Genomic DNA, 24937 nt, shown 5'->3' on the forward strand with positions numbered 1-24937 from the left:
AACAGATAAAATGTACGGAAAAATCAAAGAATACTTACAGTCAGAATTGCAAACTATTGAAGATAACGGAATTTTCAAAAAAGAAAGAATCATCACTTCTCCGCAAGGAGCCGAAATCACTATTTCGACAGGTGAGACAGTTTTGAATTTTTGTGCTAATAATTATCTTGGATTATCATCACACCCTGAAGTAATTCAGGCTGCTAAAGATGCTTTGGATACGCATGGTTTCGGAATGTCGTCGGTTCGTTTTATTTGTGGAACTCAGGATATCCATAAAACACTAGAAAAAAAGATTTCTGAATTTTACGGGACAGAAGATACTATTCTTTATGCGGCAGCTTTTGATGCTAACGGTGGTGTTTTTGAGCCTTTGTTAGGAGAACAAGACTGTATTATTTCTGATAGTTTGAATCATGCTTCTATTATTGATGGCGTTCGTTTGTGTAAAGCAGTACGTTATCGTTATGAAAATAGCAATATGGAAGATTTGGAACAACAACTGATTAAAGCTACGGAAGCTGGAACGCGTTTCAAATTAATTGTTACTGATGGTGTTTTCTCTATGGACGGTGTTGTGGCCCCTTTGGATAAGATTTGTGATTTAGCGGATAAATATGATGCCATGGTCATGGTTGATGAATGTCATGCCGCTGGATTCATAGGTGCAACCGGAAAAGGTACGCTTGAAGCGAAAGGTGTAATGGGTCGTGTAGATATTATTACGGGTACATTAGGAAAAGCACTTGGTGGAGCCATGGGCGGTTATACAACAGCCAAAAAAGAAATTATTGAAATATTACGTCAAAGATCCAGACCTTATTTGTTTTCAAATTCTTTGGCGCCAGCAATTGTAGGTGCTTCTATCAAAGTTTTTGAAATATTAGAAAGAGATACGGTTTTAAGGGATAAATTGGAGTGGAATACCAACTATTTTAAAGAAGGTATGAAAAAAGCAGGTTTTGATATCATCGACGGAGATTCTGCGATTGTTCCTGTGATGCTTTATGATGCTAAGTTATCTCAAACTATGGCTGATGAGCTTTTAAAAAGAGGTATTTATGTTATTGGTTTTTTCTTTCCTGTAGTTCCTAAGGATAAAGCCAGAATTCGTGTGCAGCTATCTGCAGCACATACAACAGCGCATATAGACAAGGCAATTAGCGCTTTTGTTGAAGTTGGGCGTTTGTTAAAAGTTATATAATTTTTATTGAAAGTTATATAATTTCCACTTTGCCTCTAATATTATTGTTTTTTTTAACATTTCATTTTGTAGTTAAAAATTTACGAGTTACTTTTGTCTATAATTAACTAAATTGTAATTAAAAAAATTAAGTATGAAACATCTTAACAAACTTTTAGTTGCTGTAATGATGGTGATGGGTTTAAGTTCTCACGCACAAGACAGTAACAATCCATGGGCAATCTCTTTTGGGGTTAATGCCGTTGACACTAAAGCTAGTGCAGCTGGTGGTCATAATTGGCTAGATGCGCATTTTTCCCAGCCATTCGCTGTTAAAGACAACTGGAATATTCTTCCTTCTGTATCTTATTTAAGTGTATCTAGATACATTGGAGATAATTTCTCATTTGGACTTTCTGGATCAGTAAATAAAATTACAAAAGCAGTTTATTTTCGTCCAACTGCTCCGGGTCATGATTCTCGTGGTTATATTGTAACTAACCCAGGGGATTTAATGTATTATGGTATCGATGGTACTATTAGATATAGTTTCATGAACTTAATTAAATCTAAAGTAATTGATCCTTCTCTTGCTGTTGGTGGTGGTTATACATTCTTAGGAAAAGACAGTTTTGGAACTGTTAATCCAGGAGCTGGATTGAATATCTGGTTTACTGAAAATATTGGACTTTCATTAACAACTACTTACAAAAAATCTTTTGGAGATAGAGATGATGCTAATGGAGTTATTGATTCTCCTTCTCATTTCCAACATACTGCAGGTCTTATCTTCAAATTCGGTGGTAAAGATACAGATGGTGATGGAATATATGATAAAGATGATGCTTGTCCAGAAGTTGCTGGTTTGAAACAATTCAATGGATGTCCTGACACTGATGGAGATGGAATTCAAGATAGTGCTGATGCTTGTCCAGAAGTTGCTGGTTTAGCTGCATTAAACGGATGTCCTGATACTGATGGAGATGGAATTGCTGATAAAGATGATGCTTGTCCAGAAGTTGCTGGTTTAGCTGCTTTAAAAGGTTGTCCAGATGCTGACGGAGATGGAATTGCTGATAAAGATGACAAATGTCCAACTGTTGCAGGTCCTAAAGAAAATGCAGGTTGCCCTTGGCCAGATACTGATGGTGATTCAGTTTTAGATAAAGATGATGCTTGTCCTACTGTTGCTGGTCCAGCTAGTAACAAAGGATGTCCTGAAGTAACTACTGAAGCTTTAGACAATCTTAAAATTCAAGCTAGAGCAGTTTACTTTAATTCAGGTAAAGCTACTTTTAAAACAGCTGACGTTCCTGCTAGACTAGATGCTATGGCAAATATTCTTAAAAACTATCCTAATGCTAAATTCCGTATAGAAGGACACACAGATAGCGATGGTTCAGATGCATACAATCAAAAACTTTCTGAAGCTAGAGCAAATGTTGTTAAAAATGCTTTGACTGAAAGAGGTATTAGTGCTGATAATTTAAATGCAATAGGTTTTGGTGAAAGTTCACCAGTTGCAACAAATAAAACAGCTAAAGGTAAAGCTCAAAATAGAAGAACTGAAGTGTTGTTACAAAAATAATCTACTTCAAAATTTTTTAGAAAACGCCTCGATTTATCGGGGCGTTTTTTTTATTTTTATAAAATGACAAATACTTCTTTTTTAGATAAAATAGCCACAGTTTTAATTGAAAAATATTCAAATAATCTATCCAATACGATTGTAGTTTTGCCAAACAAAAGGGCAAAAATATTTTTGATTGAAGCGCTGAAAAATCAGGTGACCTCAAATATACTTTCTCCTGAAATTATAAGTATTGAAGATTTTATTCAAGACATAGCAGGCATTCGTACTATTGATCCGATTGAGCTATTATTCGAATTCTATGAAGTCTATCTGTCTGTTACTGATAAAGCAAACCAACAATCATTCGAATTGTTTGCAAATTGGGCGAAAACACTACTACAGGATTTTAATGAGATAGATCGCTATTTATTGGAACCATCCCACGTTCTTTCGTATCTAAAAGATATCGAAGACATCAAAAAATGGGGAATTGAAGTTGAAAATAAGACTGCATTATTAGAGAAATATATTGATTTTTGGAAATTACTGCCTAATTACTATCAATCACTTTATAGTCATTTATTGAATAAAGGAATCGGTTATCAAGGTTTGATTTATCGTGAAGCGGTAAATAACCTAAACCATTTTTCGAATTCAGTGCAAAATAAGCAATTCCTGTTTGCAGGTTTTAATGCGCTGAATGCCGCGGAGGAAAAAATAATCCAACACCTTATTGCTTCTGATCAAGCCAAAATATATTGGGATGTCGATCAAACCTTCCTTAATGACCCATATCATGATGCTGGACTGTTTGTGCGCCGTTTCAAAGAAAGTTGGAAACATTATAAATCGCATCCTTTTGAATGGATTGTAAATGATTTTTCGCAGACTAAAAACATCAAGGTTATTGGAACGCCGAAGACAATCGGTCAAGCCAAAATAGCCGGAAGTATTATTGAAAATGTCGTCAATGAAAATCCCGACGGCAAGCTGGATAAAGTGGCTGTAGTTCTAGGCGAGGAAAATCTTTTAGTTCCACTTTTATATTCGTTACCGTCAAGCGTTGGTGCTTTGAATATTACGATGGGTTATTCGAGTAAGAATAATCCTGCCCAGATTTTGATTGCAAAATTATTTAAAATGCATACGAATGCTTTGTCCAGAAATGCCAAAAGCTATGTGTTGTATTACAAAGATGTCTTGGATATTTTGACGCATCCTTTGGTGGAACCGTATGCGAAAACCAATGCGCTAGTCAAAATTATCAATCAAAACAATTACACATTTATTACCCATCATAAATTGATGGAATTGAATACTGATCCAACTGAGTTGTTTCTATTGTTATTCCAAAAATGGGAGCATGGTTCGATTCCGGTATTAGAGACAATTTCTAAATTATTGCAGACTATAAAGAACAATTTAAGTAATGATAACGAAGAAGAGAAAATTACCAAAGCTTTTGTTTTTGCTATTTTCAAAGTGATTAATAAACTAATTAATTACTATTCGAAGCATGAACATATTGATAAAATAGAAACGCTTTATGCTATTTACAAACAAGTAATTGATTTGGCAGAAGTTTCCTTTGAAGGAGAACCTTTGAATGGTTTGCAGATTATGGGAGTTTTAGAAAGTCGTGTTTTGGATTTTGAGACTGTAATTGTTACTTCGATGAATGAAGGGAAATTTCCGGCAGGGAAATCGCAAAATTCTTTTATTCCGTATGATGTGAAACGCGAATTGGGATTGCCGACATTCAAAGAAAAAGATGCTATTTATACCTATCATTTCTATCATTTATTACAACGTGCCAAAAATATTTACTTGCTTTATAATACCGAAAGTGAAGGTTTAGATGCGGGTGAAAAAAGTAGATTTATCACCCAACTGGAAGTTGAAAAACAAAAAAATCATACGCTTACTCATGAAATTTATAATGCTGTTTTACCTGAAACAGCCTATCAGCCAATGGTAATTCCAAAATCGGAAAGTGTTATGGTGCGATTGAAAGAAATTGCAGAGAAAGGTTTCTCTCCGTCCGCATTGACGAGTTATATCCGAAATCCAATTCAGTTTTATTTCCAGAAGATTTTACGCATCAGTGAAGTCGAAGAAGTCGAGGAAAATATAGCATTAAATACTTTGGGAACTATTATTCATGAAACCTTGAAAGTTTTATATGAGCCGTTTATTGGAAAATTCATTTCGGAAAGTAATATTTTAAATTGTTTCAAACAAATTGATGCTGAGGTTCTCCAGCAATTCAAATTGGTTTATAAAGAAGGTGAAATTAAAAAAGGAAGAAATTTATTGGCTTTTGAAGTGGCGAAGCGTAATGTTTCAAATTTCCTGAAAGTGGAATTGGAAAGTATTAAGAATGGTGATGCAATCAAAATCATCGCTTTGGAACAAACATTCGGACGTACTTTAAATCATCCTAATTTGCCTTTTCCGGTATTGATAAAAGGAAATGTAGATAGAATTGAAGAGCGTAACGGAATCATTAGAATTATCGATTACAAAACGGGAAAAGTAGAAAAAGCAAGCGTCACTTTGAAATCATGGAAAGGATTAACCGAAGATATTAAAAGCGACAAAATCATTCAGGTCCTGGCATATGCTTATATGTATGAGCATGAAGCTAAAGGTAAGCCAATTGAAGCAGGAATTATTTCTTTTAAAAACTTGAAGGCAGGTTTTCTTCCGTTTAATTTTAAAGAAGACAAAGAAATAAATTCAATTATAGATGAAGAAATTTTGAGTAATTACCTCGAACAGATTGTTATTTTGTTGAGTGAAATTTTAGATCAGAATATTTCTTTTGAAGAGAAAATAATTTAGATGCCTTTAAAAAAAGTTAACAATACTTTCAATAATTCCTCTTTGTTCTCAATATGACTCATGTGTCCGTCTGGAAAATTTGCGAATTGTACAGTAGTGTTTTCTAGTTGTTCTTTAGTCTCTTCGTAATTTAAAACAGGATCTTTTTCACCTAGAATTAATAGTTTTGGATAGGGTGTGAGGTGCAATAAAACTTCCCGGTCTTTTCTTGTTTTCATTCCTTCGAGTGAAGCAACGATTCCTTGAAGTGGCGTTTTTAAAGCTTCTTTTTTTACTCTTTCAATTTCTGACGAAAGTCTTTCTCTGTTGGATTCGCTGAATAAATTAGCGATGGATAGTGAAACAAAATTTATGAAAGATTGTTTTACGGCTTTGATAGCTCGGTCCCGATTTATTTTTCGCTCCTCACTATCAGCTCTTGTTGTTGAATTTAATAAAACCAATCCTTTTATATTTTCCGGATATAATTCAGCGAAAGCCAAAGCCACATAACCTCCCATAGAATGTCCTACAAAAATGGCTTTCCTGATACGTAATTCCGATAAAACAGCGTGAACTGCATCAGCATTATCCTCCATCGTTTGTACGTAACTCAAACATTCCGTTTCGCCATGTCCCAATAAATCAATTGTGATGACGCGGTTTTTTTTAGCAAACTCAGGAATATAAAAATCCCACATGCCTTTGTTTTCCAAGAAACCATGGAGCAAGACAATAGCGGTTCCTTTCCCGGTATCGGAATAGGAAATAGAGGTGTTTTTAAAGAGAATTTGTTTCAAAATGGAAATTTAGTCTACAAAAATAACACTTTATTTTTTTAACCATTTAGGAAATATAAGGTAGTGTAAGCAAATCACGAATAGGTTGTAATAAAAATAGTATATTTGAGAAAAGCATTTTATAAATATGGCTAAGATTTTAATTACAGGAAACGGATTTGATTTATTTCATCATTTGCCAACAAAGTATGGACATTTTATGTCAATAATGAAGGCTATTGAGGAAAATAATTTTTCAAAGATATTTCATTTGAAGATTTATTTGGGTCATTTTTTAAAAATGAATATGAAGTCGATTACAAGTTAATTGTTGAAAATTATGAAGTGGCTAAATTTAAATTAGATAAAATTAATGATTTGAAAGTTTCATTACAGAATAACTTATGGTACAAATATTTTAAGAATGTAATAGAGATAGAAACTTGGATTGATTTTGAAATGGAAATTGAAAATATTCTGAAACAAATATCAATTTTATTGAAATCAGAGACTACTCAATCCAAAAAAGTCAATTATTTCAGAGATATTTCTATAAATTATTCTGATTTTAATTTGTTTGGGATTATTGAGCATAAATTGGATGATAAAGAAGTTTTTAGTGTTACAGAAAAATATTTAGATAAAAGGAAACGTGAAATTAAAAGTAAGGATATATTGAGTGATTTATCAAATTCATTTGAGGAGTTTATTTCCATTTTTAATCGATATTTAGTTGATATATTGGGGGTATTTTATGAAAATAAAACCCATAATCACATTATTCCTTTTCATTTAATCAATCAAATATTTACATTCAATTATACCCCAACGTTAGAAAATTTTTATGGTGTTGATAAATCCAAAGTGGTTTATTTACATGGAGAAATGCACGCGAATAATGAAATCCAAAATTTAGTTTTTGGAATTAGCGAAATTCCTGATGATGTTAAAATAATTAAAGCGTATGATTTTGCTAAATATTATCAAAGGATAAAGAAAAACTCTAATAGAAAATTTATTGAGATACCAATAGATAAAAAAAGCGGACTTGAGGAGACAATTTTTTATATTATTGGACACTCTTTAGATGAATCAGATAAAGAATATATTTCCGCCTTATTTAAGTTTCTAGAATTTGATTTAAGTGGAAATTCTAGAATATGCGTATTTTATCACAGTTCTCATGATAGAGAACATAAATTGAAAAATTTATTCAGTATAATAGATAAGAATGATGTCGTTGAAATGGAAAAGGTAGGTCGGCTTTATTTTGTCGAATTAGATATTGAAAATACTAATCGTGAATTTAGTCGTAAAATTGTTATTAGTGGAGATTCGCATTTTTTTTTATAAAAAAACGGCTCCCATTTCTGAAAGCCGTTTATGAAAATTAAAATCGATTATCACCATCGAGAAGATTCCCTAATCCGCCTAATATACTGCCTTCGTCACGACTGCTACCGCCTGCTTTTGGTGCTGATGCGATGATTCTGTCGGCAAGTCGGCTGAAAGGCAAGGATTGTACGTAAACCGTTCCAGGACCGCGAAGTGTGGCGTAAAACAAACCTTCGCCGCCAAAAATAGAATTCTTGATGCCACCAATAAATTCAATATCATAATCGACATCTTTAGTAAAACCTACGATACAACCCGTGTCGACTTTTAGGATTTCGCCTGTCGCTAATTCTTTTTTGGCTAATGTTCCGCCAGTATGCACAAACGCCATTCCGTCTCCTTCTATTTTTTGCATAATGAAACCTTCACCACCAAAAAGTCCACGACCGAGTTTTTTAGAGAATTCGATTCCAATAGAAACGCCTTTGGCAGCACATAAAAACGCATCTTTCTGGCAAATGAATTTTCCGCCAAATTGGGTTAAGTCAATCGGAATTATTTTCCCGGGATAAGGTGATGCGAAGGAAACCTTACTTTTAGTATTGTTTTGATTGATGAACGCTGTCATGAAAAGACTTTCGCCAGTTAGGACTCTTTTTCCAGCGCTTAAAAGTTTACCAAACAATCCGGTTTGTTGTCCGGAACCGTCGCCAAAGATGGTTTCCATTTGGATATTATTGTCCATCATCATAAAACTTCCTGCTTCGGCAATTACAATTTCTTGTGGATCTAATTCTATTTCCACATATTGCATTTCCTCGCCATATATGTGGTAGTCTATTTCGTGTGCTTGCATGATTTCTGTTATTTAATTTTTTTAAATAAGTCGGAAGTTGGATTATAAAGTTACAGTTTTAAGATGGATTTTGGAATTGATGTTGTGGAGTTATAGATTTTCTCGTTGAAGCGCGCAAGGGATAATAGCGAAAAGCCCACAGCGCCGCATTTTTTTTGCGGTGCGAGGACTTACAGCGGATAGCCCGACGCAGCCGGAGTTTACGGAGGCTGGGTTGTGCCCAAATAAAAAACGGCCTACATTGCTGTAAGCCGTTCTGGATATAAACATTTGAAACGAGTTTAACTGTTCATCAACGTTTCAATTTCGTCGACTTCAATAGGAATGTTGCGCATCAAATTAAATGGTTCGCCAGTTTCCTGAACGATTACATTGTCCTCTAAACGGATTCCGAAACCTTCAGCAGGAATGTAAATTCCCGGTTCTACGGTGAAAACCATATTGGCTTGCATTGGTTCTGTCAGGATTCCATAATCATGCGTGTCCAATCCCATGTGATGGGAAGTTCCGTGCATGAAATATTTTTTGTAAGCGGGCCATTCCGGGTTTTCGTTTTGTACGTCGGCTTTGTCAATTAATCCCAAACCTAACAACTCAGAAGTCATGATTTTTCCCACTTCAAAATGATATTGTTTCCAAAGTGTTCCTGGTGTAAGCATTTTGGTCGCTTCGTTTTTTACTCGTAAAACGGCTTCGTACACCTGTTTTTGTCTGCCGGTGAATTTTCCTGAAACAGGAATCATTCTTGTCATGTCGCTCGAATAATTCGCATATTCAGCTGCCACATCCAATAAAATCAAATCACCTGCGTGGCATTGTTGGTTGTTTTCGATGTAATGCAACACATTGGCATTATTTCCGGAAGCAATAATTGGCGTGTAAGCAAAACCTTTAGAACGGTTGCGAATGAACTCGTGAATCAGCTCGGCTTCGATTTCGTATTCGGTTACATTTGGTTTTACAAATGACAATAATCTTCTGTATCCTTTTTCAGTGATGTTGCAGGCATTTTGGATTAAATCCAATTCTTCACTTTCTTTTACAGAACGAAGGCGTTGCAATATCGGATTGCTTTTTGCGACAGCATGTGCCGGATATTTCTCTTTCCACCATTTTACAAAACGGGCTTCACGGGTTTCGGTTTCTACGGTGGCACGGTAATGTTCGTTGGTGTTGATGTAAATCGTATCCGAATGTGTCATCATTTCGAATAAAATTTTCTCGAAATCTTGTAGCCAATAAACTGTTCTGATTCCTGAAACTTCAAAAGCGCGTTCTTTGGTCAGTTTTTCGCCTTCCCAAATTGCAATGTGTTCGCTGGTTTCTTTCAAGAAAATCATCTCTCTTTGATGTTCGTATGGCGCATCAGGAAAAAGCAATAAAATACTTTCTTCTTGGTCCACTCCGCTTAAATAAAAAATATCGCGGTGTTGTGCAAAAGGCATTGTGCTATCGGCACTTATTGGATAAATATCATTAGAGTTGAAAATAGCAACGCTTTTTGGCTTCATCTGAGCCATGAATTTGGTGCGATTTTTTATAAATAAATCCCGGTCAATTTGATGGTATTTCATAACAATTCAGTTTAAACTTTTAATTACTCAAAAATACTAAGTTTAAATCGTTTTTTGTTATGAATTTGTCAAATTTTAAATAAAAAACACAAAATAAAATAAACCGAAGTCTGTCGTATTTTGTGTTTCTATAAAATTGGATATTAAATAATTTAATCCACCCATTTGTAATAACGAGCACCTAATAGATTCGGAATTTCTTTTTCTATTCGGTCCAAAATCCATTCATTTTTTGGAAATTGAATGCTTTGTTCTTGTTCTTTTTTATGCAGTTTTTCGTAAGTTGGAAAGTCAATTTCAAAGCTTTGTTCTAATGTTTCAAAAAGGTTAATGTCAGCTATTGCAGTTTTCCAATCCGGTTGAATGGTTCCTTCGAAAACTTTGGATTTAGAGCCGCTACCATAGGCTAAAAAGCCAAATTTAGAATTTGTTATTTCCTTTTTGGTGTCGTAAAAATGTGCTAAAGTCGAAAGTAATCCCATGAAAATAGAACCAGTATATAGATTTCCAATTAAAGAAGAAGCCAATTCTGCAGGCATTAATTTTTCATTTACAAATTGTTGGTATTCTTCAGATTTACTGATTCCTTTCAATTTATTTTGATATTCCGAAGCGTCTTCATTTCCGGAGATAATTTTATTTTCGGCATCCAAAGCATAAATTTCAGACAGCATGCGACGTCCTTGAAAAGCATAAGGCAAATGCATGATGATGCTTTCCCAGGAATTATAGATTGTTTCGCTTGTGTTTTTTAATTTTTTTAATGAAAAATAGGCGTTTCTGGTACGGTCCATGTAACATTGGTTGGAGTATTGTCCGTCAAAAACCGGTTGGTCTTTGTGGATTTCTATTTGAGATTCAAGATTGTCAAACCACGAATCATTGTTTTTGTTTCCTGTGATTTCTTCTTTTGAAAGTGTTCTAAACGGTTTGAAAAAGTCAAAAACACCTTTTGTGCTTGTCGCCCAATTGTTGTCGAATGCAATGATTCTAGGATTTGAAGTAATTAACATTGCTAAAGCTCCGGCGCCCTGAGTATATTCACCTGTAGAGTTTAGATCGTATTTTGCAAAATCAGTAGTGACAACAATTGCTTTTTTGGTTGGATTTAATTTTACAAAATCGATACAGTTTTGTAGCGCGTCGACACCGCCAATGCAAGCGAATGTAAAATCAACTACATCACATTCTGACAAAGTGTTTTCTCCAAATTTTTGTTCCATTAAGGCAATTAAAAAAGAACTTATAGGTTTTGAACTGTCAATAGTGCTTTCGGTTCCAACATATATTCTTGCAATTTCATTCAGATTGAGATTGTTTTCTTGAATCAGTTTTGTTAAAGCGTTTGCTGCAAAAACTACTGTATCTTGATGTGTATCTGGTAAAGTCATTTTGATTAAACCCAGGCCTTTTTCTAATTTTTCAGGTTCAATATTTCTGGCTTTTGCCAAAGTTTTAATAGGTAAATGTATTTTGGCAACATCAAAAGAGATGGAATCAATTCCTGTTTTCATTATTCAATTTTTAACCTGTAAAGTTAAAAACGCATTGTCTAGGTACAATTAATTTAGGTACATAAAATGAGAAGTTGAGTGTTTTTATTAATTTAGAAATAAACAATAATAAAAATTATTGAATTGTTAATTTTAGTCGCTTTGTAGGTTGATTTTTGGTAAATTTCGTTATGTCATATTTAAGATTTCTTTCTTTTTTGTTTAACCGTTTATTTTGCTGTTTTTTGAATTTTGTTTGATATTTAAGGATTTCTTGTTTTTTTGTGTAAAACACTTTAAAATCATTATAAATAACAGCGAAAAGGTTGTAGTTCCTGTCTAATTGCTTTATTTTTGTAGAATTTTTTAAAACAAATTATATAAATCTTATGGCAAAATCTGCATTATTGAAATCGTCAATAGCAAAAAAAGTAGCTATGGCACTTTCAGGACTTTTTTTGATGTTGTTTCTAGCACAGCATTTTTTTATCAATATGACATCGGTCTTTAGTTCCGATACTTTTAACTCTATTTCTCATTTTATGGGAAACAATCCTTTAGTACAATTCGTTATACAGCCTATATTAATTGTAGGGGTTGTTTTTCACTTTATTATGGGTTTCGTTTTGGATTTCAAAAATAGAAGCGCAAGGCCAATTGCTTATGCGAAGAATAACGGAGCAGCAAATTCTTCTTGGGCTTCAAGAAACATGATTGTTTCCGGTTCAGTTGTTTTGGCTTTTATTGCACTACATTTCTACGATTTTTGGTTTCCTGAAATGGTTTACAAGTATGTAAATGTTAATCCATTGGATGCAACAAGATACTATCCTGAATTAGTTGAAAAATTTGAGAGCCCTGTTCGTACAGCATTGTATAGCATCTCATTCTTATTGTTGTCATTGCACTTGTGGCATGGTTTCAACTCCTCATTTCAATCGGTAGGTTTTAATAATAAATATTCAAAATCTTTGCATACTTTAGGATATGCTTTTGCAATTGTAGTTCCTTTTGGTTTCATTTTCATTGCATTATTTCATCATTTTAATCATTAATATTAAATTATAATGGCATTAGATTCAAAAATTCCTAGTGGTCCAATTTCGGACAAATGGACAAATTATAAAGATCATATTAATTTAGTAAACCCTGCTAACAAACGTAATTTAGATATAATTATAGTTGGTACAGGTTTAGCTGGAGGTTCTGCTGCTGCAACTTTAGCAGAATTAGGATATAACGTAAAAGCTTTTTGCTTTCAAGATTCACCACGTCGTGCGCACTCAATTGCTGCACAAGGGGGAATCAACGCTGCAAAAAATTATAAAGGAGACGGTGACTCTGTTCACAGATTGTTTTACGATACTGTAAAAGGGGGAGATTACCGTGCTCGTGAGGCTAACGTACACCGTTTGGCTGAAGTGTCGTCTAATATTATTGACCAATGTGTGGCACAAGGTGTTCCGTTAGCTCGTGAATATGGTGGATTATTAGACAATCGTTCTTTTGGAGGAACTTTAGTTTCTCGTACTTTTTATGCACAAGGGCAAACTGGCCAACAATTGCTTTTGGGTGCTTACTCAGCAATGAACCGTCAAATAGGTCGTGGTAAAGTAAAAATGTACAACCGTCACGAAATGCTGGATTTAGTAGTCGTAAACGGAAAAGCAAGAGGAATTATCGCTCGTAACTTAGTTACCGGTGAAATAGAAAGACACTCTGCTCATGCTGTTGTTATTGCTTCTGGAGGATACGGAAATGTTTTCTTCTTGTCAACCAATGCAATGGGATCTAATGCTACTGCTGCATGGAAAATCCACAAAAAAGGAGCTTTCTTCGCAAATCCTTGCTACACACAAATTCACCCAACTTGTATTCCAGTTTCTGGAGATCACCAATCGAAATTGACATTAATGTCAGAATCATTGCGTAATGATGGGCGTATCTGGGTTCCTGCAAAATTAGAAGATGCGCAAGCGATTCGTGAAGGAAAGAAAAAAGCAACTGATTTATCTGAAGAGGAAAGAGATTATTTCTTAGAAAGAAGGTATCCTGCTTTTGGGAACTTAGTGCCTCGTGATGTAGCTTCTCGTGCTGCTAAAGAAAGATGTGATGCTGGTTTTGGAGTAAACAAAACAGGAGAAGCAGTTTATTTGGATTTTGCCGCAGCTATTCAACGTTACGGAAATGAGCAAGCTTATGTAAAAGGTTTGGACACTAAGGATACTAAATTAGTAACTAAATTAGGGACTGAACTTGTAAAAAGTAAATACGGAAACTTATTCCAGATGTATTATAAAATTGTAGATGAGGATCCTTATACTTCTCCAATGATGATTTACCCTGCGGTACATTATACAATGGGTGGTACTTGGGTTGATTATAACTTGCAAACTACAATCCCAGGTTGTTTCTCTATTGGGGAATCAAACTTCTCAGATCACGGAGCTAACCGTTTAGGAGCTTCGGCTTTGATGCAAGGTTTAGCTGATGGCTATTTTGTATTGCCTTATACAATAGGTGATTATTTAGCTCCAGATATTAAAATGGGAACAATTTCTACAGATTTACCTGAGTTCGTAGCTGCTGAGAAAGCGGTTAAAGACCAGATTGATAAATTCATGAACAATAACGGAACACATTCTGTTGACTATTTCCACAAGAAATTAGGGAAAATTATGTGGGATAAAGTTGGAATGGCACGTAATGCAAAAGGACTTAATGAAGCAATTGTAGAAATTGCTGCTTTACGTGAAGAGTTTTACAAAGATGTTAAGGTTCCAGGAACGGATAAAGGATTCAATCAAGAATTAGAAAAAGCGACTCGTGTTGCCGATTTCCTTGAATTGGGAGAATTGTTCGCTAAAGATGCTTTACACCGTAATGAATCTTGTGGAGGACATTTCCGTGAAGAATATCAAACAGAAGAAGGTGAAGCGCAACGTGACGATGAGAATTTCGCATACGTAGCGGCATGGGAATACACTGGAAAACCAAGTGAAGCTGTTTTACATAAAGAGCCGTTGGTGTTTGATAACGTGAAATTAGTTCAAAGAAGTTATAAATAGTATTTCGAGAAAAGTCTTGAAGATTACTCTTAATACTTAATACTTAAAAAAAGATGAAACTTACATTAAAAATATGGCGTCAGAAAAATGCCGCTACTGAAGGAAAAATAGTTGAATATCCTATAGATCATATTGAACCAGATATGTCATTCCTTGAAATGCTTGACATTTTGAATGATGAATTAATCATGAAAGGGGATGAGCCTGTAGCTTTTGACCACGACTGTCGCGAAGGAATTTGCGGAATGTGTTCTTTGTATATCAATGGAGAAGCTCACGGGCCAGACAGAGGTGTTACAACGTGTCAATTGCACATGAGAATGTTCAAGGATGGTGATACCATTTTTATTGAACCATTTAGAGCCAAAGCATTTCCTGTAATTAAAGATTTAGTTGTTGACAGAAGTTCTTTTGACCGAATTCAACATGCTGGTGGATTTATATCTGTAAATACATCTGGTAATACAATTGATGCAAACACAATTCCAATCAACAAGAAAGATGCTGATACTGCTTTTGATTCAGCAGCTTGTATTGGTTGTGGAGCTTGTGTCGCGAGTTGTAAAAACTCATCAGCAATGTTATTTGTTGCTGCAAAAGTATCTCAATACGCTTTATTACCACAAGGAAGAATTGAAGCTACTGACAGGGTTTTAAATATGGTTAGCCAAATGGATGCTGAAGGTTTTGGTAACTGTACTAACACAGGAGCTTGTGAAGTAGAATGTCCAAAAGGAATTTCTCTTGAAAATATTGCTCGTATGAACAGAGAATATATGTCGGCAAGTTTGAAAGGATAGGACCTAATAAATGAAATTAATAAACGCATTCAATGTAAAAGTTGAATGCGTTTTTTTTTTTATCTTTATAAAAATGATTTTAAATGAAAATAGCACTTATTCAATCGTCTCTTTATTGGGAAAATCCAAAATCAAATCGAAACTATTTCGAAGAAAAAATCAATGCAATTAATAGTGATTTGATTGTACTTCCAGAAATGTTTACATCAGGATTTACTATGAGTCCGGCAAATGTTGCAGAAACTATGCAAGGAGAAACGATGATGTGGCTAAAGTCTTTGGCGAAAGCCAAAAAAACGGCTATTACGGGAAGCTTGGTTATAGAAGAAAATAGTAATTTCTATAACAGAATGGTATTTGTTTTTCCATCAGGAGAAATTCAATTCTATGATAAAAAACACTTATTTACCTTGGCTGGAGAAGATAAAGTGTATACTAGCGGAACCCAAAAAATTATTGTAGCGTATTTAGATTGGAAAATTTGCCTGCAAGTATGTTATGATTTAAGATTTCCGGTGTTCTCTAGGAATTCTGAGGATTATGATTTGTTGATTTATGTAGCAAGTTGGCCAAAAATAAGAACAAACGCCTGGGATGCATTGCTTAAAGCCCGTGCAATAGAAAACATGAGCTATGCGATTGGGGTTAATAGAATAGGGGAAGACAATAATGGCTATCAATATATAGGACACTCGCAAGCGATAGATTTTCTTGGGAATTACATTGTCGAACCAGTAGAGTCTGAAAGTATTCTCTTTGCGGAATTAAATAAAGAAAAGATGTTACAAACCAGACAAAAGTTAGGTTTTTTGAATGATAGAGATGCTTTTGAAATAGAAAAATTATAGTTTTTTATTCTTTTTATCCGTTTTCTTTTTAGGTTCAGGAATGTATGGAAGACTTAAGTCAAAAACTTGGTTCACATCCCAATTAGCCCGAACGTCTATTTCCTTAGAAAAATAAATCACTTCCTCAGCTTGGCGTTTTTCTAAATAACTTCCTGAATCCCATTCTTTATTTTTGTTTTCGTCGTAAACGGCTCTAAGGGTATAAAGTGCGGGTTCAATTAGATTAAAGTCGATTATTGTATTTTTTTCAGAGTATCCGGTAGCTAAAATTTCTCCTTTTGTATTAGTCAGTTCTACTATGACTGGAAATTGTTTTACATTTTGCAAAGAGACACTAAGATTCCCATATTCAGCGGTGCTTTTTGTAGTTAATTTATACGTTAATGAATCATTTGATTTTTCAAAAAAATCAGTCAATGCGCCAGGTAGAATCGAAACGGTATACTTTTCTAATGGTTCTTTTTGAAAATCGAAATGCAATTTCTGGTTGAATTCATCATATTCAGTTGTAAAAGCAACAGGTGCATTTGCTTTATTGACTAATTTTATTTTTGAATTGTCAAAACCTGTTAATGGTGTAGCAGTTTCTAAAGTGAATCGGTCTCTGAAATTTAATACGCCATTTTGTACGGCGGTGATGTTTAAAGTGTCTTTTTTCTGATCTTTAATTTTAAAGGGAAAATTTATATCGTATTTCTCTTTGGCTACAGCCAAAGCTAACGAATCTGCTTTTATAGGTTTGTACCATATTTGCAGGGAGTCCTTTTTAGGTAATTGGGTAACAATTGTGGATAGGATTTCATTCTTGTTTTTCAAGATTATTTTAGGTCTTAAATGGGCTTGATTAATCTTCCCTTCGTATCCCATAACTAATCTATTTCCAGACACTTGAATTGGCTTAAAAGCTTTGAATGCTGGTACTTCTCTAAATAATGCTACGTTGTAAACAGTATCGTTTGGGATAGTAATGAATTGTTTGTGAAATCCAATTTTGTCTTTTTTTGGATTGAATTTGTTATTGCTGTTGTAGTCTTTCATTGCTACAAGAAGGTATTTCCCCGCTTTAAGATTCTCTAAACGGAATGTTTTTAGACTATCCAATGTGTTAGTTACATATCTTGGATTTTCTTTATATACTATTGAATCCTTAAAAGTGTCATTTACTTCATACAACATGACAGAAACGAATGATTCTACATCTTTTTCATAAGCATCTTTTACAGTTCCTCCAATAGACAAAGAGTCGATATAGTCTCCGGTTGAAAATACATACTTGAACTGATTGAATGGATTTCCTTCGTTATTATCTGCTATACTCTGGCCAAAGTTGAAGCTGTAAGTTGTGTTGGGCTGCAGTGTGTCTTTTATTTTGATGGTAATAAATTTACTGGCAGTTGTTGGAAGAATCAAAGGTTCATTTTTCATTGGGGGTGAAATAATCAACTGCTTGTTTAGATTCTTTAATTTGATATTTTCATCAAAGACTAATTTAATCTCATTTCCTTTGAAATTAGTATTGAAATTTTTGGGAAAACTCATTTTTAAAACGGGTGCAATAGTGTCTTTCAAGCCTCCGGTAATGCTGCCTCTTTTTGCACAACCAATCATAAGTAAAAGCAGAAATAAGGAAATATATTTTAAATTGTTTTTCAACATATCAAATCAAAATTAGAATCTACAAAATAACAATTATAATTAATGTAATCGAAATTTTTTATCGAATTATTATGAGGTATTTAACTAAGCTTACTTTTGTAATTCTTCCTGCTTTTGTGCTTTTTAATATGTAATTTTACAAGACTTTAAGGCTTATGAATTATAAAAAAATACAATTTTTCTGCCTTTAAATTTTGTAATTAATTTCTAATAGAATATTTAAATAATGAAAAAAATAGAGCATATTGGGATTGCAGTTAATGATTTAGAAACGTCGAATTTAATTTTTGAAAAGCTATTTGGAGCAGCTCCTTATAAATTTGAAGAAGTGGAAAGTGAAGGGGTGACGACTTCGTTCTTTAATGTTGGTCCTAATAAAATTGAACTTTTAGCAGCAACTAATCCGGATAGTCCTATTGCGAAATTTATTGCCAAGAAAGGAGAGGGGATACATCATATCGCTTTTGATGTGGAGGATATTGTACTGGAAATCGAGCGTTTAAAGAAAGAAGGGTTTGTTGTTTTGAATGAAGTTCCAAAGAAAGGCGCAGATAATAAGCTGGTTGCTTTTCTACATCCCAAAAGCACTAATGGTGTTTTGATTGAGCTATGTCAGGAAATAAGATAACTTTTTAATAAAAAAAACTTATAATTCTAATATTCAGTTAGTTTCTATTTGAAAGCATTCAATAATAAAACTATATGAAAATCTAAGTCAAAAATATTTGGAGCGAATGAAAAATAGTAGTAATATTGCAAACTCTTAACCGGTCCTATAGCTCAGTTGGTTAGAGCACCTGACTCATAATCAGGTGGTCCCTGGTTCGAGCCCAGGTGGGACCACAAAAAAACCCTTTAAAACATTTGTTTTTTAGGGTTTTGTCAGTTATAATCAAAACCAATAAGCTTTAAAATACGTATCTTTGTTAGAATAAGAGAAGTATTTCTTATTTATGGTTTAATAGGTTTTTTTATTTCAGTAAATTTGCTATTTTTGAGGCCCATGAAGATTGAATCAAACAAATTTTATTTTTTAATAATTTTCCTTTTTGGGATTATGAATGCTTTTGCGGGTGATCCTCCCGCGCCATCTCCGTTTGGAAGAAAAAAACCTCCTCCTCCTCCGGGCTTGCCTATTGACGAAAATATTTTTATTTTAATGATAATGACAGTCTTATTTGGTATTTATATCATTTATAGCTTTAGACTAAAAACAAAAACTCCAATTTAAATTGGAGTTTTTGTTTTTATAGGATTTTTGTAATTTTCTATTTGTTGGAGTATAGTCTGGAGACATATTTTCCAATCACATCAAACTCAAGATTGATTTTTGTGCCCACTTTAAAGGAATTGAAATTGGTGTGTTCGTGTGTGTAAGGAATAATGGCTACACTAAACTGATTTTTCTTCGAGTTAACTACAGTTAAACTTACACCGTTTACAGTAATGGATCCTTTTTCTATAGTGATATTGTTGAGTGTTTCGTCATATTCAAATGTATAAAGCCAACTTCCATTAGTTTCTTCGGCTACGATACAAGTTCCTATTTGATCAACGTGTCCCTGTACGATATGGCCATCGAGTCTGTCGCCCAGTTTCATTGCTCTTTCAAGATTTACGCTATCGCCTTCTTGCCAATACCCTAAATTTGTTTTTTTTATGGTTTCATCAATCGCGGTTACGGTATAAAAAGTATCATTTAAAGCAACTACTGTCAAACAGATTCCATTGTGGGCTACACTTTGGTCTATTTGTAATTCACTGGTGATTGATGAATTCATTGTGATATGAATATTGTCTTTCTCTTTTTTTATTTCTTGGATTGTGCCAAGTGTTTCTATGATTCCTGTAAACATTTCTTATTTTATTTTACTAAATTTGCACTTCAAAATTAGCAATAAATAACGTGAGGTCATGATGAAAAAAGCAGAAAATATAATCGTAGGAATTTCTATAGGAGATTTAAACGGTATTGGAAGCGAAGTGGTACTGAAAACATTTGAGGATTCACGCATGCTGGAACTTTGTACGCCCGTTATTTTTGCCAATGTTAAAATAATGTCATTTGTAAAAAAGAGTTTTGAATCTACTTCAACGCTTCATGGTATTGATAGGTTAGATCAAATTGTTTTAGGAAAGATCAATGTTTTGAATCTTTGGAAAGAGGGTGTTGATTTAAATCCGGGTACAAATGACGAGAAAGTAGGTCAATATGCTATAAAATCATTTGTTGCCGCAACCAAAGCTTTAAAAGAAGGGCTGATTGATGTGTTAGTAACGGCTCCAATTAATAAATATAACATTCAGTCGGAGGCCTTCAAGTTTCCGGGTCATACGGATTATTTAGACCAAGAGTTAGAAGGAAATGCATTAATGTTGATGGTACAGGATAATTTAAGGGTTGGTTTGTTGACGGATCATATCCCTTTGAATGAAGTAGCATCACATTTGACAGAAGAGTTGATTAAGCAAAAAATTGAAACTATAAAACAATCGTTAATTCAGGATTTTAGTATAAACAAACCTAAAATTGCTGTTTTAGGGTTGAATCCACATTGCGGTGATGGTGGGGTTATAGGTACAGAAGACGATTTGATAATAAAGCCGGCATTGAAAAAAATATTTGACAAAGGAACGTTAGTTTTTGGTCCTTTTGCGGCGGATGGTTTTTTTGGAAGCAATCAATATGACAAATACGATGCTGTTATTGCAACGTATCACGATCAGGGATTAATTCCTTTCAAAACATTATCTTTTGGAAAAGGGGTTAATTATACTGCGGGTTTGGATAAAATCAGAACCTCACCAGATCACGGTACCGCTTATGATATTGCAGGAAAAGGGGTTGCTGATTATAACTCATTTAAGGAGGCTGTTTATCTTGCTATAGATATCTTTCATTCGAGAAATCAATACAAGGAAATCAGTGAAAAACCTTTGAAAACAAAAGAAAAACAGTTGTGAACAAAAAAAGGTGAATAACATTATTAGATTTGTAATAATTTTATATCTTTGCACTCCCGAAGTTTAGGGTAAATTGTTGTTGAAATGAACAAGACAAAAGAATATTTAATTCCTTTCGTAGGATTAAAGCTAGGGAAACATCAATTTGAATATCAAATAAGTAATGCGTTCTTTGAAATCTTTGATTATAATGAATTTCAAAATTCAGACATCAAAGTAAATGTAGTTTTAGAGAAGAAAAGTACAATGCTGGAATTAAGTTTAAAGCATAAAGGAACTGTAAATGTTCCTTGTGATCTTACCAGTGAAGATTTTGATTTGCCAGTTAAAGGTAAAATGAAATTAATTGTTCGTTTTGGAGAAATGTATAATAATGACAATGAAGAATTGTTGATTTTGCCACACGGAGAGTTTGAAATGGATATCGCACAGTATATCTATGAGATGATAGTGTTGTCCGTGCCTCTAAGACGAGTTCATCCAGGAATAAAAGATGGAAGTTTAAACACCGAAGCCTTGACAAAACTGAAAGAACTAACAATAAAAGAACAAAAAAAAGAGCATAAACAAGAACAAAAAGAAGAAAATATTGACCCGCGTTGGGACAAATTAAAGCAACTATTAACGGATAAATAATATAGTAAAATGGCGCATCCTAAGAGAAAAATCTCCAAAACAAGAAGAGATAAAAGAAGAACACATTACAAAGCTACTGTAGCACAAATCGCTACTTGCCCAATCACTGGGGAAGCGCATTTATACCACAGAGCCTACTGGCATGAAGGGAAAATGTATTACAGAGGGCAAGTTGTTATAGATAAATCTGTAGCTGTTGCTTAATACATTTTTGTAAATGATATTCGAACTCTCACATCGTGAGAGTTTTTTTGTTGTTTATAATTTTCATTAAATAAGAAGTTCTAAATCAATACGTTTTGGTATTTTTTTTGTAATTTTCAAGTCTTTTAAAAATTTTTCAAATGGAAGCATTTGATAAGAAATAATCGAATACAATGAATACAATTACAGCCGCAATTACAGCAGTTGGAGCCTATGTGCCGGACTTTGTACTTTCAAACAAAGTGCTAGAAACAATGGTTGACACAAATGACGAGTGGATTACCTCTCGTACTGGAATAAAAGAAAGAAGAATCCTTAAAGATGAAGACAAAGGAACTTCCTACTTAGCCATTATGGCTGCAAAAGATTTATTAGCTAAAGCAAATATTGACCCTTTAGAAATAGACTTGTTAATAATGGCAACCGCTACCCCGGATATGCCCGTAGCATCAACAGGTGTGTATGTGGCTACTGAAATAGGAGCTACAAATGCTTTTTCTTATGATTTACAAGCTGCATGTTCCAGTTTTTTATATGGAATGTCAACAGCTGCCGCTTATATTCAATCGGGTAGATATAAAAAAGTACTTTTGATTGGTGCTGATAAAATGTCCTCTATCGTAGACTATACCGATAGATCAACTTGTATTATTTTTGGAGATGGTGCCGGAGCAGTTTTATTCGAACCTAATTACGAAGGTCTTGGGTTGCAAGATGAATATTTACGAAGTGACGGTGTAGGCCGTGACTTTTTGAAAATTCCTGCCGGTGGTTCTTTAGTTCCTACTACCTTAGAAACGGTCAAAGAAAATAGGCACAATATCATTCAAGATGGTAAAACCGTTTTCAAATATGCTGTTACTAATATGGCTGATGCGAGTGAACTGATTTTGAAAAGAAATAATTTGACCAATGACGATGTAGATTGGTTAGTTCCACATCAAGCAAATAAAAGAATCATTGACGCTACTGCAAGTCGAATGAATTTAGAAGACTCAAAAGTTTTAATGAATATTGAGAAATACGGAAATACTACCTCTGCAACTTTACCTTTAGTAATAAGTGATTTTGAACATTTATTCAAAAAAGGAGATACCATTATTTTTGCAGCTTTCGGAGGAGGATTCACTTGGGGTTCTATTTACTTAAAATGGGCATACGATAAAAAATAAATTTAAACTAAAAATAAATAATTATGGATTTAAAAGAAATTCAAAATCTAATCAAGTTTGTTGCAAATTCAGGTGTTGCAGAAGTTAAATTAGAGATGGATGATGTTAAAATCACCATTAGAACAACTTTAGAAGGGAATGTAACTGAGACGACGTATGTTCAACAAATGCCAGCTCAAAATACACTTCAACAAGCCGTTGCGCCACAACAAATTGCTCCAGTAGCTCCAGTTGCGGAAGCTCCAGTAGTAGAAAATTCTCATTATATTACCATAAAATCTCCAATCATTGGAACTTTCTACAGAAAACCATCACCAGATAAACCTATGTTTGTTGAAGTAGGTAAAACAATTTCTAAAGGAGATGTGCTTTGTGTAATTGAAGCAATGAAATTATTTAATGAAATTGAATCTGAAGTATCTGGTAAAATTGTAAAAATATTGGTTGACGATATGTCTCCAGTAGAATTTGACCAACCTTTATTCTTAGTAGATCCATCATAAGGAATTTTGAATGATGAATTTTGAATGAGAAATTATTTTTCGATCATTCAAAAAATTTAAAATTTATAATTATAATTTATAATTTCAAGAAGATGTTTAAAAAAATATTAATTGCAAATAGGGGAGAAATTGCGCTTCGCGTAATTAGAACATGCAAAGAAATGGGTATAAAAACAGTAGCTGTTTATTCTACTGCCGATGCTGAAAGTCTACATGTGAAGTTTGCTGATGAAGCGGTTTGTATAGGGCCACCTCCAAGCAACTTATCCTATTTGAAAATGTCAAATATTATTGCCGCTGCCGAAATTACTAACGCAGATGCAATACATCCAGGGTATGGATTCCTTTCTGAAAATTCAAAATTTTCTAAAATTTGTCAAGAACATGGTATCAAATTCATTGGAGCATCTCCTGAAATGATTGATAGAATGGGTGATAAAGCTTCTGCAAAAGCAACTATGATTGAAGCTGGTGTTCCTTGTGTTCCCGGTTCAGTAGGAATTTTAGAATCGTATGAACAAGCCTTGCAATTATCGAGAGATTTTGGTTATCCAGTAATGCTTAAAGCAACTGCTGGTGGTGGTGGAAAAGGAATGCGAGCTGTTTGGAAAGAAGATGAATTGTTGAAAGCTTGGGAAGGTGCCCGTCAGGAATCTGCTGCAGCTTTTGGAAATGATGGAATGTATCTGGAAAAATTAATCGAAGAGCCTCGTCATATTGAAATTCAAGTAGTAGGGGATTCTTATGGAAAAGCGTGTCATCTTTCTGAAAGAGATTGTTCCGTTCAAAGACGTCATCAAAAATTGACCGAAGAAACTCCATCTCCATTCATGACAGATGAACTTCGTGCTAAAATGGGTGAAGCAGCTGTAAAAGCAGCCGAATATATTAAATACGAAGGTGCTGGTACAGTAGAATTTTTGGTTGACAAACACCGTAATTTCTATTTTATGGAAATGAATACCCGTATTCAAGTTGAACACCCAATTACGGAGCAAGTTATTGATTATGACTTAATCCGTGAGCAAATTATGGTAGCTGCTGGAATACCTATTTCAGGAAAAAACTATTTGCCACAATTACATGCTATCGAATGTAGAATAAATGCAGAAGATCCTTATAATGATTTCCGTCCATCTCCAGGAAAAATCACAACACTTCATATGCCAGGAGGACACGGTGTTCGTTTAGACACTCATGTTTACTCCGGTTATACCATTCCGCCAAATTACGATTCCATGATTGCAAAGTTGATTACAACTGCACAATCTCGTGAAGAAGCAATTAGTAAAATGAGAAGAGCGTTGGATGAATTTGTGATTGAAGGTATAAAAACTACCATTCCATTTCACAGACAATTAATGGATGATCCAAGATACATTGCAGGAGATTATACAACTGCTTTTATGGATACTTTCAAAATGAACGATCCAGAATAGTAAAACATTCAATAAAAAAAAACCTCACTTT

Annotated in this window: 22 protein-coding genes and 1 tRNA gene; 17 read left to right on the top strand and 6 right to left on the bottom strand. The window is 34.0% G+C overall.

Going from position 1 to position 24937, the window contains the following annotated elements; genetic code table 11:
- The first annotated feature begins 10 nt into the window (after positions 1–10).
- The 3 genes from kbl to OA85_RS05880 all read left to right on the top strand — a co-directional run bounded on the left by kbl (position 11) and on the right by OA85_RS05880 (position 5600).
- A complete protein-coding gene (gene kbl, locus OA85_RS05870; RefSeq protein WP_039108549.1) occupies positions 11–1204 on the top strand; it encodes a glycine C-acetyltransferase in 1194 nt (397 codons plus the stop codon).
- A gap of 133 nt (positions 1205–1337) precedes the next feature.
- A complete protein-coding gene (locus OA85_RS05875) occupies positions 1338–2771 on the top strand; it encodes an OmpA family protein (protein WP_039108550.1) in 1434 nt (477 codons plus the stop codon).
- Positions 2772–2834: 63 nt separating this feature from the next.
- Positions 2835–5600, top strand: a complete 2766-nt coding sequence (locus tag OA85_RS05880) for a PD-(D/E)XK nuclease family protein (protein WP_039108551.1) — start codon at positions 2835–2837, stop codon at positions 5598–5600.
- Here OA85_RS05880 and OA85_RS05885 read toward each other — a convergent pair.
- The gene (locus OA85_RS05885) at positions 5597–6379 is read right to left on the bottom strand and encodes an alpha/beta fold hydrolase (protein ID WP_039108552.1); all 783 of its coding nucleotides are present in this window, start codon (positions 6377–6379) and stop codon (positions 5597–5599) included. The two genes, OA85_RS05880 and OA85_RS05885, sit on opposite strands and share 4 nt — an antisense overlap.
- Before the next feature lie 127 nt (positions 6380–6506).
- Here OA85_RS05885 and OA85_RS05890 point away from each other — a divergent pair, with 127 nt between their 5' ends.
- Both OA85_RS05890 and OA85_RS17355 read left to right on the top strand, forming a co-directional pair.
- A complete protein-coding gene (locus OA85_RS05890; RefSeq protein WP_052257153.1) occupies positions 6507–6686 on the top strand; it encodes an AbiH family protein in 180 nt (59 codons plus the stop codon).
- Positions 6687–6703: 17 nt separating this feature from the next.
- Positions 6704–7711 carry an AbiH family protein gene (locus OA85_RS17355; RefSeq protein ID WP_052257154.1) on the top strand — a complete coding sequence of 336 codons (1008 nt, stop codon included), beginning with the start codon at positions 6704–6706 and terminating at the stop codon, positions 7709–7711.
- Between the two features lie 37 nt (positions 7712–7748).
- On the opposite strand, the gene OA85_RS05895 is transcribed toward OA85_RS17355, so the two are convergent.
- From OA85_RS05895 to OA85_RS05905, 3 genes are all read right to left on the bottom strand, one after another.
- Positions 7749–8549, bottom strand: a complete 801-nt coding sequence (locus OA85_RS05895; protein WP_039108553.1) for a TIGR00266 family protein — start codon at positions 8547–8549, stop codon at positions 7749–7751.
- A gap of 281 nt (positions 8550–8830) precedes the next feature.
- Positions 8831–10123, bottom strand: coding sequence for an aminopeptidase P family protein (locus tag OA85_RS05900; protein ID WP_039108554.1), 1293 nt, complete (start codon positions 10121–10123; stop codon positions 8831–8833).
- A gap of 152 nt (positions 10124–10275) precedes the next feature.
- Complete coding sequence (locus OA85_RS05905) at positions 10276–11637, bottom strand: hydroxymethylglutaryl-CoA synthase family protein (RefSeq protein ID WP_039108556.1); 1362 nt, start codon at positions 11635–11637, stop codon at positions 10276–10278.
- Between the two features lie 368 nt (positions 11638–12005).
- Here OA85_RS05905 and OA85_RS05910 point away from each other — a divergent pair, with 368 nt between their 5' ends.
- The 4 genes from OA85_RS05910 to OA85_RS05925 all read left to right on the top strand — a co-directional run bounded on the left by OA85_RS05910 (position 12006) and on the right by OA85_RS05925 (position 16332).
- Entirely contained in the window at positions 12006–12671 is a 666-nt protein-coding gene (locus OA85_RS05910) for a succinate dehydrogenase cytochrome b subunit (protein WP_039108557.1), read from the top strand.
- Between the two features lie 12 nt (positions 12672–12683).
- Positions 12684–14684, top strand: a complete 2001-nt coding sequence (locus OA85_RS05915; RefSeq protein WP_039108558.1) for a fumarate reductase/succinate dehydrogenase flavoprotein subunit — start codon at positions 12684–12686, stop codon at positions 14682–14684.
- A 53-nt stretch (positions 14685–14737) separates the two neighbouring features.
- Positions 14738–15484: a succinate dehydrogenase/fumarate reductase iron-sulfur subunit gene (locus OA85_RS05920; RefSeq protein ID WP_039108559.1), complete on the top strand. Its 747-nt coding sequence runs from the start codon at positions 14738–14740 to the stop codon at positions 15482–15484.
- Positions 15485–15567: 83 nt separating this feature from the next.
- Positions 15568–16332, top strand: a complete 765-nt coding sequence (locus OA85_RS05925; RefSeq protein WP_039108560.1) for a nitrilase family protein — start codon at positions 15568–15570, stop codon at positions 16330–16332.
- Here the strand turns inward: OA85_RS05925 and OA85_RS05930 are convergent.
- On the bottom strand, positions 16327–17988 hold the full coding sequence (locus tag OA85_RS05930) for an Ig-like domain-containing protein (protein WP_039108561.1): 1662 nt from the start codon (positions 17986–17988) through the stop codon (positions 16327–16329). The genes OA85_RS05925 and OA85_RS05930 overlap by 6 nt on opposite strands.
- A gap of 226 nt (positions 17989–18214) precedes the next feature.
- Between OA85_RS05930 and mce the strand changes: the two genes are divergently transcribed.
- The gene (gene mce, locus OA85_RS05935) at positions 18215–18616 is read left to right on the top strand and encodes a methylmalonyl-CoA epimerase (protein WP_039108562.1); all 402 of its coding nucleotides are present in this window, start codon (positions 18215–18217) and stop codon (positions 18614–18616) included.
- Between the two features lie 141 nt (positions 18617–18757).
- Positions 18758–18831, top strand: a tRNA-Ile gene (locus tag OA85_RS05940).
- 425 nt (positions 18832–19256) lie between these two features.
- Here the strand turns inward: OA85_RS05940 and OA85_RS05950 are convergent.
- The gene (locus OA85_RS05950) at positions 19257–19844 is read right to left on the bottom strand and encodes a riboflavin synthase (RefSeq protein WP_039108564.1); all 588 of its coding nucleotides are present in this window, start codon (positions 19842–19844) and stop codon (positions 19257–19259) included.
- Between the two features lie 58 nt (positions 19845–19902).
- On the opposite strand from OA85_RS05950, the gene pdxA reads away from it, so the two are divergent.
- The 6 genes from pdxA (at position 19903) to accC (ending at position 24906) form a co-directional block, all read left to right on the top strand.
- Positions 19903–20952: a 4-hydroxythreonine-4-phosphate dehydrogenase PdxA gene (pdxA, locus tag OA85_RS05955; protein ID WP_039108565.1), complete on the top strand. Its 1050-nt coding sequence runs from the start codon at positions 19903–19905 to the stop codon at positions 20950–20952.
- Positions 20953–21036: 84 nt separating this feature from the next.
- The gene (locus tag OA85_RS05960; protein WP_039108566.1) at positions 21037–21588 is read left to right on the top strand and encodes a DUF177 domain-containing protein; all 552 of its coding nucleotides are present in this window, start codon (positions 21037–21039) and stop codon (positions 21586–21588) included.
- A gap of 9 nt (positions 21589–21597) precedes the next feature.
- Positions 21598–21792: a 50S ribosomal protein L32 gene (rpmF, locus tag OA85_RS05965; RefSeq protein ID WP_007137315.1), complete on the top strand. Its 195-nt coding sequence runs from the start codon at positions 21598–21600 to the stop codon at positions 21790–21792.
- Positions 21793–21965: 173 nt separating this feature from the next.
- Positions 21966–22964, top strand: coding sequence for a beta-ketoacyl-ACP synthase III (locus OA85_RS05970; protein ID WP_039108568.1), 999 nt, complete (start codon positions 21966–21968; stop codon positions 22962–22964).
- Positions 22965–22987: 23 nt separating this feature from the next.
- Complete coding sequence (gene accB / locus OA85_RS05975; RefSeq protein WP_039108570.1) at positions 22988–23467, top strand: acetyl-CoA carboxylase biotin carboxyl carrier protein; 480 nt, start codon at positions 22988–22990, stop codon at positions 23465–23467.
- 92 nt (positions 23468–23559) lie between these two features.
- Positions 23560–24906 (top strand): acetyl-CoA carboxylase biotin carboxylase subunit, encoded by a 1347-nt coding sequence (gene accC, locus OA85_RS05980; protein WP_035669422.1) that lies wholly within the window; start codon positions 23560–23562, stop codon positions 24904–24906.
- The last annotated feature ends 31 nt before the right edge of the window (positions 24907–24937 follow it).

Origin of the sequence: Flavobacterium sp. AED, from assembly GCF_000812945.1 — a bacterium.
GTDB lineage: Bacteria > Bacteroidota > Bacteroidia > Flavobacteriales > Flavobacteriaceae > Flavobacterium.